Origin of the sequence: Azorhizobium caulinodans ORS 571 (assembly GCF_000010525.1) — a bacterium.
GTDB lineage: Bacteria > Pseudomonadota > Alphaproteobacteria > Rhizobiales > Xanthobacteraceae > Azorhizobium > Azorhizobium caulinodans.
In genome coordinates this window covers 1,982,469-1,996,413 of sequence record NC_009937.1, presented here as the reverse complement: position 1 = coordinate 1,996,413, position 13,945 = coordinate 1,982,469, and the positions used below count along the sequence as shown (strand labels likewise).

The window sequence follows — 13,945 nt, the reverse complement described above, 5'->3', positions numbered from 1 at the left end:
CGATGGGGTCTTCCTGCTGATCCTCCCGCATGCGCGGCCGGAGCGGAGCCTGAGGTCAGGCTCGGCCCCGGTGCGCCGGATCAGTGCGTCAGCAGGGCGTAAATCTCGTCCTTGAGCCGCATCCGCTGCTTGCGGAGGCTTTCCACGTCGGCGTCGGAGCGCGGCTCCAGATCGGTCTCGGCCCGGTGAACCGAGCGGTTGACCTCGTGATACTCGTCATAGAGACGGGCGAAATGAGCGTTCGCCTGCCGCAAAGCGTGGATCTTGTCCGCGTGCTCGGGGAACTCGGCGAGGATCTCGTGCGGGGTGTGGCTCATGGGAAGCGTCCTCCTGTGTTGGCTGAGGCGGCGCACCGCCTCTGGCACCAGCAGCTACACTGTCCCGCCGCCCCGCGATTTGATCTGCCGCAGGGACAGAACCGGGCCGCGCGGAACCGGGGGCGCGGGGCGCCCCCGGCCAGACGGTCACACCAGCATGGACATGGGGTTCTCGATGAAGCCCTTGAACGCGGCGAGCAATTCGGCGCCCAGCGCACCATCCATCACGCGGTGATCGCAGGTGATGGTGGCGGTGAACTGGGTGGCGATCTTGATCTCGCCGCCACGCACCACCGGCCGCTGCTCGCTGGCGCCGACCGCCAGGATCGAGGACTGCGGCGCGTTGATGATGGCCACGAAGTCGCGCACGCCCATCATGCCGAGGTTCGACACCGAGGTGGAGCCGCCCTGATACTCGTCGGGCTTCAGCTTCTTGGTGCGGGCGCGGGTGGCGAGGTCGCGCATCTCGTTGGAGATGGCCGAGAGCGTCTTCTGCTCCGCCTTCTTCACGATGGGCGCGAACAGGCCACCGTCGATGGCCACCGCGACGCCCACGTCCGAGTGCTTGAGGCGCAGGATACGGTCCTCGGCCCACACGGCATTGGCGGCGGGCACCTTCTGGAGCGCCAGCGCCAGCGCCTTGATGACGAAGTCGTTGACCGAGACGCGGAAGCCGGGCTTGCCGTCCTTGTCCTTCGGCGCGGAGGCGTTGACCGTCTCGCGCAGCTTCATCAGGTCGTCGATGTCGCAATCCACCGAGAGGTAGAAGGTGGGCGTGAGCTGCTCGCTCTCCACAAGGCGCTTGGCGATGGTCTTGCGCATGCCATCGAGCTGCACCTCCTCATAGGTGCCCTCGGCGAACAGCGCCTTGACCTGATCGGCGGTCGGGCCGGAGACGGCGGGCGCGGCAGCCGCAGTCGCCTTGGGAGCGGGAGCGGGCGCGGCAGCGGCCGGGGCCGCAGCGGCGGCAGCCGGAGCCGCACCGGGCTTCGCCCCTTCCACGTCGCGGGCGATGATGCGGCCGCGCGGACCGGAGCCCGCCAGCGCCGCGAGATCGATGCCCTTCTCCTTCGCGAGGCGACGGGCCAGCGGCGAGGCGAACACGCGGCCACCGGTGGGGGCGGCAGCGACAGGCGCGGCCGCCGGAGCGGGGGCCGCAGCCGGAGCCGCCACAGGCGCCGGGGCAGCGGCGGGAGCCGCAGCCGGGGCCGCCGCCGGAGCGGGCGCCGCGGCCGGCTTGGCGCCGCCGGAGCCGGCGGAGGCCGCAGCCGCGGCGACATCCTCGCCCTCGCCGGCCAGAACCGCGATGAGCTGGTTCACCGGCACGTCCTGCGACCCTTCCGGCACCACGATCTTGGCGAGGACGCCCTCGTCGACGGCCTCCACTTCCATGGTGGCCTTGTCGGTCTCGATCTCGGCGATGACGTCGCCGGACTTGACGCTGTCACCTTCCTTCTTGAGCCACTTGGCGAGGTTGCCCTTCTCCATGGTGGGAGACAGGGCCGGCATCAGGATCTCGATGGGCATGTCTGCTCCTCCCGCTCAGCGATAGGTGACCGCGCGCACCGCCTCGATCACCTCGGCGACGTTCGGCAGCGCGAGCTTTTCGAGATTGGCGGCATACGGCATGGGCACATCCTTGCCGGTCACGCGCAGCACGGGAGCGTCGAGATAGTCGAACGCCTTTTCCATGAGCTGGGCGGCGATCTCGGAACCGACGCCGGACTGCGGCCAGCCTTCCTCGACGGTGACGCAGCGGCCGGTCTTCTTCACCGATTCGATGATGGTGGGCACGTCCATGGGACGGATCGTGCGCAGGTCGATGACCTCCGCCTCGATGCCCTGCTTGGCCAGTTCCTCGGCCGCCTTCAGCGTATAGGTCATGCCGATGGACCAGGAGACGAGCGTCACATCCTTGCCGGCGCGGGCGATGCGGGCCTTGCCGATGGGCAGCACGTAATCGTCCAGCTTCGGCACCTCGAAGGAGTGGCCGTAGAGGATCTCGTTCTCAAGGAAGATGACCGGGTTCGGATCGCGGATGGCCGCCTTGAGCAGGCCCTTGGCGTCTGCCGCCGTATAAGGCGCCACCACCTTGAGGCCGGGGATGTGGCTGTACCAGGCCGCATAATCCTGGCTGTGCTGGGCGGCGACGCGGGCGGCGGCGCCGTTCGGGCCGCGGAACACCACCGAGCACTGCACCTGGCCGCCGGACATGTAGAGCGTCTTGGCGGCGGAGTTGATGATCTGGTCGATCGCCTGCATGGCGAAGTTGAAGGTCATGAACTCGATGATGGGCTTGAGGCCCGCCATGGCGGCGCCCACGCCCATGCCGGCGAAGCCGTGTTCGGTGATGGGGGTGTCCACCACGCGCTTGGCGCCGAATTCCTGCAGGAGGCCCTGGGTGATCTTGTAGGCGCCCTGATATTCGGCGACCTCCTCACCCATCACGAAGACGTCGCCGTCGCGGCGCATCTCTTCGGCCATGGCGTCGCGCAGCGCTTCGCGCACGGTCATCGTGACCATCTCGGTGCCCGCGGGCACTTCCGGATCAGGCTGGGAGGTGACGACCGGCGGGTTGGCGACGGCGGAGGGCACGCTCGCCTGCGGCGCCGGGGCGGCGGCGGCCACCGGGGAGGCCGGGGCGGCGCTCTCGGCGACCTTCTGCTGCGGCGCCGGCGTGCTGGCTGCGGAGGCGTCCTCACCCTCGCCAAGGATCACGGCGATGGGGGTGTTCACGGCCACGTCCTGCGTGCCTTCCGGGATCAGGATCTTGCCGAGGATGCCCTCGTCCACGGCCTCCACTTCCATGGTGGCCTTGTCGGTCTCGATCTCGGCGATGACGTCGCCGGCCTTGACCGTGTCGCCTTCCTTCTTCACCCACTTCGTGAGGTTGCCCTTCTCCATGGTCGGAGACAGGGCCGGCATGAGAATATCGACGGGCATGGCTGTCAGCTCTTGCTGGACGGAGCGGCTCCCGGGGCTGCCGGAGCGGCAGACGGCGGGCGCACGGCCGAAAGGTTGGTGTAAACGGAGACCGCGGCAACCGCGATCATCAAGGCTGCGATGAAGGCCACCTGGGCCTTGCCCACCCGGCGCGCAGGATCGGCGGCGGGTCCGGAAAGCAGACGGGCGGCGAAGGGCCACAGCACCAGATGGGCCATGGAGACGGAGCCGTGGGATCCGCCGGCCGCCTCCGCGGCCCCCTTCGCCTTCAATCCCTCGGTCACGGCAACGCCCCAGCTGGCGACGGCACTCGCCAGCGCAAGAAAGAGGACGATGAGGGCCACGACCGCCACGGGCAGCTCGTCAGCGCACGATGTCCGTGTACAGCTCGGACGGATCGGGTTCCGGATCGTGGGTGGCGAAATCGGCGGCATCGTTGACGATGTCGCGGATCTCCGCATCCACCTTCTTCAGTTCGTCCTCGGTGACGAGGCCGGCCTCCAGCAGGCGGTTGCGCACCTGCTCGATGGGATCGTGCTCGGTCCGCATCTTCTGCACCTCCTCCTTCGACCGGTACTTGGCCGGATCGGACATGGAGTGGCCGCGATAGCGGTAGGTCTGCATCTCGAGGATGTAGGGGCCCTTGCCGGAGCGGGCGAACTCAAGGGCGCGCTCGCCGGCGGCCTTGACGGCGCGCACGTCCATGCCATCCACCTGCTCGCCGGGGATGTTGAAGGACTGGCCGCGCTTGGAGAAGTCCGTCTGGGCGGAGGCGCGGCTCACCGCGGTGCCCATGGCGTACTTGTTGTTCTCGATCACGTACACGACCGGGAGCTTCCAGAGCTCGGCCATGTTGAAGCTCTCGTAGACCTGGCCCTGGTTGGCCGCGCCGTCACCGAAATAGGTGACCGAGACGGAGCCGTTCTCGCGATAGTGGTTCGCGAAGCCGAGGCCGGTGCCCAGCGACACCTGCGCGCCCACGATGCCGTGGCCGCCGAAGAACTGTTTCTCGATGCTGAACATGTGCATCGAGCCGCCCTTGCCCTTGGAGTAGCCGCCCTTGCGGCCGGTCAGCTCGGCCATGACGCCGCGCGACTCCATCCCGGTGGCCAGCATGTGGCCGTGATCCCGGTAACCGGTGATCACCTGGTCGCCCTGCTTCATCGCCATCTGCATGCCGACGACGACCGCTTCCTGGCCGATGTAGAGGTGGCAGAAGCCGCCGATGAGGCCCATGCCGTACATCTGGCCGGCCTTCTCCTCGAAACGCCGGATCAGCAGCATCTCGCGATAGGCGAGCAATTCCTGCTCTTTGGTGAAGGTCGGTACGCCGGCCGGAGCCGCCTCTGCCCGGGCGGAAGGTTTTCTCGCTGCCATCGACTTCCTCAGGAAACGCTAGAGCCGGCCTCTCCTCTAGCGCACCTCAGGGACAGTCCAAAGCGGAAAAAGTGCTTTGCTGCACCGCAACACGTTGCAAATGCTTGATTTTGCTGGAATGAACTGCGTTTAAGTTCATTTGGGATATGAACTTATTGTCAGTTCATTTTCTCCCCTTTGATCAATACGAGGTCCTTCGCATTGATGAAATCGAGCTGTTTGCGCCCTTCTTCATCCAGCAGATCGGGATCGATGGATCGGGGATCAAGCAGGGAGACCTTGTGCTCCAACGCCTGCCTCTGGGACTTCAGGGCGGCGAGTTCAGTCTCCAGCCGCACCACGTCCTGCTCGTAGTTCCGCTTGGCCATGAGCCCATGGTCGCCATTGTAGGCGTGATAGGCGAAATAGCCGATCACCCCGCCGGCCACGACATAGAGTAGCAGGGCGAAGAAGAAGGCACGGATGCGCGAACGGGTCTGCATGGGCGGCAAGTGTGGCCCAGCAAGGTTGAAGCGCGGTTAAGGGCGGGGTTCGCGCCAGCTCCTGCTGCGCAGTGCGGCCGAGGCGAGTTGGGGGACCTTTGGCGCTTGCTCGGACGGAGAGGGCATTACCCCCCTCCCCAACCCTCCCCCGCAAGGGGGGAGGGAGCTGCCAACGAGCCGATGAAGCAGGACGTTAGGATGTGTCGCGCCGCGCAAAAGCCCTCCCCCCTTGCGGGGGAGGGTTGGGAGGGGGGTACACGCGACCGCGACCGGGTGCGCCGGAACGCACCCCGCGGTGCTCATGGGACGCTCAGGTGGAGAGGGCATTACCCCCCTCCCCAGCCCTCCCCCGCAAGGGGAGTTGGCCTCGCAGTCGCTGCACAACAGCAACGCCCTTCGGATCACGCCTTCGCGATGACCGTCACGCCGCCCATGTAGGACTGGAGCACGTCGGGGACGACGATGGAGCCGTCCTCCTGCTGATAGGTCTCCAGCACCGCCACCAGCGCGCGGCCGACGGCGACGCCGGAGCCGTTCAGCGTATGAACGAAGCGCGGCCCCTTGCCCTCGGCGGGACGGTAGCGGGCATTCATGCGCCGGGCCTGGAAGTCGCCGCAGACGGAGCAGGACGAAATCTCGCGATAGGCGTTCTGGCCGGGCAGCCAGACCTCGATGTCGAAGGTCTTGCGCGAGGCAAAGCCCATGTCGCCGGTGCACAGCGTCACCACGCGATAATGCAAATCGAGCTTCTGCAACACCGCCTCGGCGCAGGCGAGCATGCGGTGATGCTCCTCCTCCGAGGTCTCCGGCGTGGTGATGGAGACCATCTCCACCTTGGTGAACTGGTGCTGGCGGATCATGCCGCGTGTGTCACGCCCCGCCGATCCCGCCTCGGCGCGGAAGCAAGGCGTATTGGCGGTGAAGCGCAGCGGCAGTTCGTCCTCGGAGAGGATCGAGTCTCGCACCAGATTGGTCAGGGGCACTTCGGCCGTGGGGATGAGCCAGTAGCGCTCGGCATCGGTTTCATCCCCGATCGCCCGTTGGGTGGAGCCGGCGTAAACGGCGAACTGGTCGTCAAAGAACTTCGGCAGTTGCGCCGTGCCATACATGGTCTCGTCGCGCACCAGCAGCGGCGGGTTCACTTCCGTGTAGCCGTGTTGCTCCACATGCATGTCGAGGAAGAACTGGCCGAGCGCGCGCTCCAGACGGGCGAGCGGCCCCTTGTTCACCACGAAACGGGCGCCCGAGAGCTTCGAGGCGGTCTCGAAGTCCATGAGGCCGAGCGCCTCGCCCAGCTCGAAATGCTGCTTCGGCGTGAAGGCATAGTTGCGCTTGGTGCCGACGACCTTCAGCTCGACATTGTCGTGCTCGTCCTTGCCCTCCGGCACGCTTTCAAGCGGCACGTTGGGAATGGCGGCGAGCAGGCCGTCCAGTTCCCCCTCGATGGCCTTGGCGGACTGCTCCAGTTCCGGCACGTCCACCTTCAGCTTCGCCACCTCGTCCATCAGAGCGGCCGCGCGGGCCTCGTCCTTGGCGGCCTTGGCCTGGCCGATCTCCTTGGAGGCGGCGTTGCGGCGGGCGAGCAGGCCTTCCAGCTTGGTCAGCGTCTCGCGGCGGGCGGTGTCGAGGGAAAGGAGCTTGTCGCGCAGGGCGACCGCCTCGTCCTTCGCCACCTGACGGCGCACGAGCGCGCGCACCAGAGCCTCGGGCTCCTCGCGAATCCACTTGATGTCATGCATGAAATCGGCTCCGCCGCAGACCGGATGGCCGGGCGCCCCTCGCCGTCATGCCGGCCCAGTGCCGGGCATCCACGCCGCCCCGCCGCGCCGGCGGCGCCCGGTCCGTGGATGGCCGGAGCAAGCCCGGCCATGACGGCCCCGAGGGAGCCGTCCGACCATCGTTGAAACCCGAAAGGATGCGTGCCTTGAGAAGGATCAGGCGTCGCCGGAGCCGGCCTCGCGCGCCGCCTCTTCCGCCGCCCGGCGCTTCTCCACGACACGCACCAGATAGACGGAGATTTCGTAGAGAAGCAGCGTCGGGATCGCAAGGGACAGCTGGCTCACCACGTCCGGCGGCGTCAGCACGGCGGCGAGGATGAACACGCCGACGATGGCATAGCGCCGGAATTTCTTGAGCTGGTCCGAGGTGATGACACCGATGCGGCCCAGCAGCGTCAGGATGACCGGAAGCTGGAAGCAGATGCCGAAGGCGAGGATCAGCGTGGTGATCAGCGAGAGATATTCGGACACACGCGGCAGCAGCGAGATTTCCGCCCGACCGTCGCCGCCCGCCTGCTGCATGTTCAGGAAGTAGGTCATCGCCAGCGGCATGGCGACGAAATAGACGAACATCGCGCCGATCAGGAAACAGATGGGCGTGGCGATGAGATAGGGCAGGAAGGCCTGCTTCTCGTGCCGGTAGAGGCCCGGCGCCACGAACATGTAGACCTGCGTCGCGACGATGGGGAAGGACAGGAACGCCGCCCCGAACATGCCGAGCTTGATCTGCGTGAAGAGGAATTCCTGCGGCGCCGTATAGATGAGCTTCACGCCGCCCGAGAAGCCGGAGGCGAACTCATAGGGCCACAGCAGGATGTTGTAGATCTGCTTGGCGAGAGTGAAGCAGAGGAAGAAGGCGATCAGGAAGGCGATCACCGACTTGATCAGTCGCGCGCGCAGTTCGATCAGATGCTCGATCAGCGGGGCCTTCGAGGCGTCGATTTCCTCCTCGCTCATGTCAGGTCCGTATGCCTCGATTGTTCCGCTGCGTCACGCGCCGGTGGCAGACTTGTGCTCGGCCTGCGCAGGCGCGCCGTGGTTCTGCGACAGATCGGTGCCGGTGTCGAGCACCGGTTCCGCCGCCGGCCCCGGCAGGGGCACGAGAGGCTCGGCCGGCGCGCGCTCCACCGCAACCGTCGGTGCGGCCGCGAGCGGGGTAACCGTTGCGGCAGCCGCAGCGGTGCTGCCGGTCGCCTTGGCAACGGCGCCCGCAATGGCTTCGCGCATCTCGCGATGGGGATCATAGGCCGGCACCGCCGGCGCCTCGGGAGCCACCGCCGCCTCCGGCGGCTTGGTGGCGCTCTCCACCGAGGCGCGGATGTCCTCGCGGATGTTGCGCAGGGGGTCGAACGCCTCGGTGCCGGGGAAGGACTTGGTGACGCTGTCCTTCACGCCGCCGACGATGTTGCCGATATCGTTGCGGATGTCGGACAGTTCGGCCTCGCGCAACGCCTCGTTGAACTGCCCCTGGAACTCGCCCGCCATGCGGCGCAGCTTCGTGACCGTCTTGCCCACCGTCCGCAGCACGGACGGCAGTTCCTTGGGGCCGATGACGATCAGCGCCACGACGCCGATCAACATGAACTCCGACCAGCCGATATCGAACATGACGGCTCTCTGCCTGCGGCGGGAACCGCGGCCCTTTCATGCCAACGGCACCTGGCGGAACGCAGGTGCCGGATGGGGTAACGCTTCAGTGCCGCGCGGATATACCATCGGCCGGAACGATGTCCCGGCCGAGCGTCGTGCCGTGGGGCCGTCAGACCGCCTTCTTCTCGCTCTCCGGCGCGGGCGTCGCCTGATGCGGCACGGCGCGCGGCGGCTCGGCCGGCTTGGCGGGCGCGTCGTCGTCCTCGGCCATGCCCTTCTTGAAGGACTTGATGCCCTTCGCCACGTCGCCCATCAGGTCGGAGATCTTGCCGCGACCGAACAGAAGGAGCACCACGGCCAGCACCACGATCCAGTGCCAGATGCTCATCGAACCCATAACTCACCCTCCGTGAGGACGTCCTTGAGGAACGTGCGTGTCCCCGCCCATCCGCTTTGACCTGAGAAACTAGGGCTCGGAAGCGGCGAAAACAAGAACCTCGGCCGGATCGACGTGGATCTGCACGTCCTGACTGCGGCAAATATCGCCGCCGGGCCGCACGCGGGCCACGAGCGGACGCTCCAGACCCTCTGCGATCACTTCCAGGAGATCGACTTCCCCAAGGAAACGCTTCTCGATCACCCGGCCCCGCGCGCCGCCCGCCCCTGTGGAGAACCGGAAGCCATGGGGCCGCACCGCCACCGCCGCCGGGCCATCCGGCACATGCGCGGGGGCAGGAAAACGCCCGAACGCCGTCTCCACCGCGCCGCCGGAGACGACGCCCGGCAGTTCATAAAGCTCACAGAAGAAGCGGGCGACACCCATGTCGGCGGGCGCGCGATAAAGCGCCTCCGGCGTTCCGAGCTGGATCAGAAGACCGTGCCGCAGCAGGGCGATGCGGTCGCCGAGCCGCATGGCCTCTTCCGGGTCGTGGGTCACGATGATGCAGGTGGCGCGGGCCTCGCGCAGCACCGCCAGCGTGTCGGCGCGCACCTGGTCGCGCAGCCGCCGGTCGAGGCCGGAGAAGGGTTCGTCCAGCAAGAGAATGCCAGGGCGGGGGGCGAGCGCGCGGGCGAGCGCCACGCGCTGCTGCTGGCCGCCCGACAATTCATGGGGATAAGCCCCCGCGAAGCGCTCCAGATCCACCCGCGCCAGCGCGCGGCGGGCCTCTGCCTCCGCTTCCGCCCGCCGCAGGCGGGAGAGGCCGAACATGACATTCTCGAGATTCGTCAGGTGCGGGAACAGCGCATAGTCCTGAAACACGAGGCCGATGCCCCGCCGCTCCGGCGGCACGAAGGCGGACGGCCCCGCCACCTCGATGCCGTCCACCGTCAGGCGGCCGCTGTCTGGCGTCTCGATGCCTGCGGCGAGGCGCAGGAGCGAGGTCTTGCCGCAACCCGAGGGACCGAGAAGGCACAGCACCTCCCCCGGCTCCACCGCGAGCGTGAGGCCGCGCACCGCCTGGACGGAACCATAGGACAGGGTGATGGCCTCGAAGCCGAGCCCCTTGGCGAAGGTTGCGGGGGAGCGGCCACGCGGCATGGGCATTTCGGCGTTCATTCCTCTTCCTCGTCGCGCTCCGCATAATCGAGCAGCGGCGCCAGCGCGAGATCCAGCGACTCCTTCTCCAGCGGCTCCTCATCGTCGCGCAGGGTCGAATCGTCGGAAGGCAACGGAATGGAGAAGCCGGCCGGAATGCGCCCGTCGAGCAGGCCGGCGCCGCGCAGTTCATCGAGGCCGGGCAGATCCTGAAGGGCGTCGAGGCCGAAATGCACGAGGAAGGCCGGCGTGGTGCCATAGGTGACAGGACGCCCCGGCGCCTTGCGGCGGCCGCGCAGGCGCACCCAGCCGCTCTCAAGCAGCACATCCAGCGTGCCCTTGGAGGTGGAGACGCCGCGGATGTCCTCGATCTCCGCGCGGGTGACCGGCTGGTGATAGGCGATGATGGCGAGCACCTCGACCGCGGCACGCGATAGCTTGCGTGTTTCCACCGCCCCCTGGCTCACCACGGCCGCAAGGTCCGGCGCGGTGCGCAGCATCCAGCCGCCCGCCACCCGCACGAGATTGACGCCGCGCCGGGCGTAATCGGCGGCCAGAATGTCCATCAGCGCGCGGATGTCCGTCTTCTCGGGCAGGCGCGCGGCAATGGCGGCGGAATCGATCGGGGCGGCAGCGGTGAAGAGCAGCGCCTCGATGATCCGGAGATCGCGGGCCAGCGCGACGGCGCGCTCGTCGTCCGGACGGACGTCGAACAGGTCGAGGCGCGGAGCGGCACGGCGCGACGCTGGCGCGCCCGCCTCCACCTCTTCGGGCTCCCGCCCCTCCCCTTCCTCCAAGCGGCGTCCCCCGTTCAAGCGCCCGCGTCCTTCGTCCCGTCCTCAGCCGTATCCTCGCCACTCGAAGGCGCAAGCGGGTCCGCACCCTGCCCGGCCCTCGACCGCAGCCAGAGCGGCGCGAAGGGCGCATCCTGCCGGATGTCCAGCTTGCCCTCGCGCACCATCTCCAGAGTGGCGGAGAAGCTGGAGGCGAGCGCGGTCGCCTTCTGCTCCGGCGTCGTCATGTAGTCTATCAGGAACTCGTCGAGGCGCATCCAGTCGCCCAAGGTGGTCCCGAGCAGCCGCTCCAGCCGCTCGCGCGCATCGGCGAGCGACCAGACCATGCGGGTCTTCAGCGTCACGAAGGAGAGCGCCTGCTTCTGCCGCTGGGTGGCATAGGCCGAGAGCAGATCATAGAGCGTGGCGGTGAAGACCACCGGCCGCGTGTCCGGATTGCTCTCGTCCGGCGGCGTGCGCGGAAAGACGGTGACGCCGAGCCGCTCGCGGGCCATCAGTTGCTCGGCCGCCTTGCGGATGCGCTCCAGATGCCGCAGGCGCCGGGTGAAGGCGGCCGCCAGTTCCTCGGCACTCGGCCCGTCTTCCTTGGGCGGCGCCGGCAGCAGCAGGCGGGATTTGAGATAGGCGAGCCAGGCCGCCATCACGAGATAGTCGGCGGCAAGCTCCAGGCGCACCCGCCGCGCCTCCTCGATGAAGGCGAGATACTGGTCCGCCAGAGCCAGGATCGAGATGCGGTGGAGGTCCACCTTCTGCGTGCGCGCCAGCGTCAGCAGCAGGTCGAGCGGCCCCTCGAAACCGTCGAGGTCCACCACGAAGGCCCCCTCACCGGCGGCGGGGAGCTGGTCTTCCATGAAATCGGACGCGCCCGGCCCGGCGGGGCCCTCTTCCTCAGACGGAGGCGCGCCGGTCGCCATCAGACCGGCTGTTCGAGCAGCACGGCCAGCTCGTCGCGGATGGCGTCGAGATCGGTGGCCGGCGGATCGATGCGGCGGGCGAGCGCCCGCGCCGCCCGCTCGGCGGCAGCGCCGGCCAGCAGCGGGCTCTCGCTCGCCACCGCGCGCATCTCGTCCATCTGGCCGTTGCAATGGAGCAGCAGATCGCAGCCGGCGGCGATGGACGCGCGGGCGCGCTCGGCGAACGAGCCGGAGAGCGCCTTCATGGACAGGTCATCGCTCATCAGCGCCCCGTCGAAGCCGATAAAACCGCGCACCACATCATCCAGCACGACGCGCGAGGTGGTGGCGGGGTTGTGCTTGTCGATGGCAGCATAGACCACGTGGGCGGTCATGCCGAGCGGCAGGGTGTTCAGCGACATGAAGGCGGCAAAGTCCGTCGCCTCCAGCTCCGAACGGCTGGCGGTGACGGTGGGCAGATGCTCGTGGCTGTCCGCCGGGGCACGGCCGTGGCCGGGGATGTGCTTGAGCACCGGCAGGACGCCGCCCTCCATGAGGCCGCGCGCGGCGGCACTCGCCAGCGCGGCGACCGTGGACGGCTCGCTTCCATAGGCCCGGTTGCCGATGACGCCATGGCCTTCCGGCAGGCGCAGGTCCGCCACCGGCAGGCAGTCCACGTCGATGCCGAGAGCGGCGAGATCGGCGGCGATGAGGCGGGAGTTGAGGTGGACCGCCTTCAGCGCGCGGGCCTTGTCCGCCTTGTAAATCGCGCCGAACTGCTCGGCGGGGGGATAGTCGATCCAGAACGGCGGGCGCAGGCGCTGCACCCGGCCGCCTTCCTGATCGATGAGCACCGGCGCGCGCCAGCCCAGAACCTCGCGCCCTTCGGCCACCAGATGGGCTACCTGCTCGGGCGTATCCACGTTGCGGGCGAACAGGATGAGGCCCCAGGGGCGCACCGCGCGCAGGAAATCGCGCTCGCCCTCGGTGAGGCGGAGGCCGGAGAGGCCGACAATGAGGGCGCGGGTTCCGGAAGGGGCAAAGGTCATGACTGCGGCCTATCGGCGGGCACGGGGAGCGTCAAGCGGCCCGCCAGTTGCGGGGAAGACAGAAAAACGGCCGGGCAAGCCCGGCCGTCAAGACAGGAGGAAACCGAACGCCCGTCAGAGGCCGGCCACATACTGGCTCGGATCGACCGGCTGCGAACCCTTGCGGATCTCAAAGTGCAACTGGGGCGTGGTGACACCGCCACTCTGGCCCGCCTTGGCGATGATCTGGCCGCGCCGCACGGTGTCGCCGCGCTTTACGCTGATCTCGCTGTTGTGGGCATAGGCGGTGACAAAGCCGTCCGCATGCTTGATGAGAACGAGGTTGCCGTAGCCCTTCAGCTCGTTGCCGGCATAGGCGACCGTGCCGTCCTCGGCGGCGCGCACGGCGGTGCCTTCCGGCACGGCGAAATTCACGCCATCGTTGCGGGTGCCGCCGGGCTTGGGGCCAAAGCCGGAGATCACGCGACCACGGACCGGCGCGCGGAACTGCGGACCGGAACCCGGCGAGCGGGCCTCGTCCACGTCATCCTTGGCGGCAGCATCCACCTTGGCCGCGGCGGGCGCAGAGGTGGCGGCGGGCGTCACGGCCGCGGTCTTGGCGGGAACGGCCGGCGTGGCGGGCGTCACGACTGGGGTCGCGGCAGCCACCTGCTGCGTCTTCGGCGCGGCGGGAGCTGCGGCGACGGGCGCGGGAGCCGGGGTGGCCAGCGGCGCCGCCGCAACCGGCTGCGACGCACGGGCAGGTGCCGGCTGGGTAGAGGACAAGGTGCCGAGCGGCTGCGGACCGGGCGCCGGGGTGCGCGGCGCCGCAGCAGCGGCTGTGTGCGCCGCCGGAGCCGCCTGCGGCGCAGGCGCCACGGGTGGCGTGTTGTAGGCGGAGGAGCCGTAGAGCGGCTGGCCGCCCGAATTGCCATAGGTATTGGCCGGCGCATAGGCCGTCTGGGCGGAACCGACCGGCGCGCCGATGGGCGCCGAATCAACCCGCGCCGAGGGCGCGGCGCCCAGAGACCCCGTGACCTCCGGCGAACCCTGACGCGGCAGGGAGGCCTGGGGGCCACCGCCAGCTTCAGAGAATCGTGTCACATCCGCGCTGCAACCCGCCACACCGGCGGCCAACAGGCCCACCACGGCAAAGCGCGCGGTCACAATACGCCCCAAGATTTTGCCGGAAGATGTCATGTGACC

15 protein-coding genes are annotated in these 13,945 nt (G+C 68.4%); all 15 read right to left on the bottom strand.

Annotated elements, in window-relative coordinates; all coding sequences use genetic code 11:
- Positions 1-80: 80 nt before the first annotated feature.
- Positions 81-317, bottom strand: a complete 237-nt coding sequence (locus AZC_RS09045; protein ID WP_012170273.1) for a YdcH family protein — start codon at positions 315-317, stop codon at positions 81-83.
- Between the two features lie 147 nt (positions 318-464).
- Positions 465-1,844, bottom strand: a complete 1,380-nt coding sequence (locus AZC_RS09040; RefSeq protein WP_012170272.1) for a pyruvate dehydrogenase complex dihydrolipoamide acetyltransferase — start codon at positions 1,842-1,844, stop codon at positions 465-467.
- 15 nt (positions 1,845-1,859) lie between these two features.
- Complete coding sequence (locus AZC_RS09035; RefSeq protein WP_012170271.1) at positions 1,860-3,260, bottom strand: pyruvate dehydrogenase complex E1 component subunit beta; 1,401 nt, start codon at positions 3,258-3,260, stop codon at positions 1,860-1,862.
- Positions 3,261-3,265: 5 nt separating this feature from the next.
- Positions 3,266-3,613 carry a hypothetical protein gene (locus AZC_RS24375; RefSeq protein ID WP_012170270.1) on the bottom strand — a complete coding sequence of 116 codons (348 nt, stop codon included), beginning with the start codon at positions 3,611-3,613 and terminating at the stop codon, positions 3,266-3,268.
- 10 nt (positions 3,614-3,623) lie between these two features.
- Positions 3,624-4,637, bottom strand: a complete 1,014-nt coding sequence (gene pdhA / locus AZC_RS09025) for a pyruvate dehydrogenase (acetyl-transferring) E1 component subunit alpha (RefSeq protein ID WP_012170269.1) — start codon at positions 4,635-4,637, stop codon at positions 3,624-3,626.
- A gap of 158 nt (positions 4,638-4,795) precedes the next feature.
- Positions 4,796-5,119, bottom strand: coding sequence for an FtsB family cell division protein (locus AZC_RS09020; protein ID WP_012170268.1), 324 nt, complete (start codon positions 5,117-5,119; stop codon positions 4,796-4,798).
- Between the two features lie 401 nt (positions 5,120-5,520).
- Positions 5,521-6,858 carry a serine--tRNA ligase gene (gene serS, locus AZC_RS09015; RefSeq protein ID WP_012170267.1) on the bottom strand — a complete coding sequence of 446 codons (1,338 nt, stop codon included), beginning with the start codon at positions 6,856-6,858 and terminating at the stop codon, positions 5,521-5,523.
- A gap of 195 nt (positions 6,859-7,053) precedes the next feature.
- Entirely contained in the window at positions 7,054-7,854 is an 801-nt protein-coding gene (tatC, locus tag AZC_RS09010) for a twin-arginine translocase subunit TatC (RefSeq protein ID WP_012170266.1), read from the bottom strand.
- Positions 7,855-7,887: 33 nt separating this feature from the next.
- Complete coding sequence (gene tatB, locus AZC_RS09005) at positions 7,888-8,505, bottom strand: Sec-independent protein translocase protein TatB (protein ID WP_012170265.1); 618 nt, start codon at positions 8,503-8,505, stop codon at positions 7,888-7,890.
- A 151-nt stretch (positions 8,506-8,656) separates the two neighbouring features.
- Positions 8,657-8,884 (bottom strand): twin-arginine translocase TatA/TatE family subunit, encoded by a 228-nt coding sequence (locus AZC_RS09000; protein WP_012170264.1) that lies wholly within the window; start codon positions 8,882-8,884, stop codon positions 8,657-8,659.
- A gap of 69 nt (positions 8,885-8,953) precedes the next feature.
- A complete protein-coding gene (locus AZC_RS08995; protein WP_012170263.1) occupies positions 8,954-10,045 on the bottom strand; it encodes an ABC transporter ATP-binding protein in 1,092 nt (363 codons plus the stop codon).
- Positions 10,042-10,839, bottom strand: coding sequence for an SMC-Scp complex subunit ScpB (gene scpB, locus AZC_RS08990; protein WP_012170262.1), 798 nt, complete (start codon positions 10,837-10,839; stop codon positions 10,042-10,044). The genes AZC_RS08995 and scpB overlap by 4 nt, the downstream gene beginning before the upstream one ends.
- Positions 10,836-11,735, bottom strand: a complete 900-nt coding sequence (locus tag AZC_RS08985; RefSeq protein ID WP_420794832.1) for a segregation and condensation protein A — start codon at positions 11,733-11,735, stop codon at positions 10,836-10,838. Before AZC_RS08985 ends, scpB begins: the two co-directional genes overlap by 4 nt.
- Positions 11,732-12,760, bottom strand: coding sequence for a beta-N-acetylhexosaminidase (gene nagZ, locus AZC_RS08980; protein WP_012170260.1), 1,029 nt, complete (start codon positions 12,758-12,760; stop codon positions 11,732-11,734). Before nagZ ends, AZC_RS08985 begins: the two co-directional genes overlap by 4 nt.
- A 114-nt stretch (positions 12,761-12,874) precedes the next feature.
- Positions 12,875-13,906 (bottom strand): murein hydrolase activator EnvC family protein, encoded by a 1,032-nt coding sequence (locus AZC_RS08975; RefSeq protein WP_052285902.1) that lies wholly within the window; start codon positions 13,904-13,906, stop codon positions 12,875-12,877.
- Positions 13,907-13,945 lie beyond the last annotated feature (39 nt).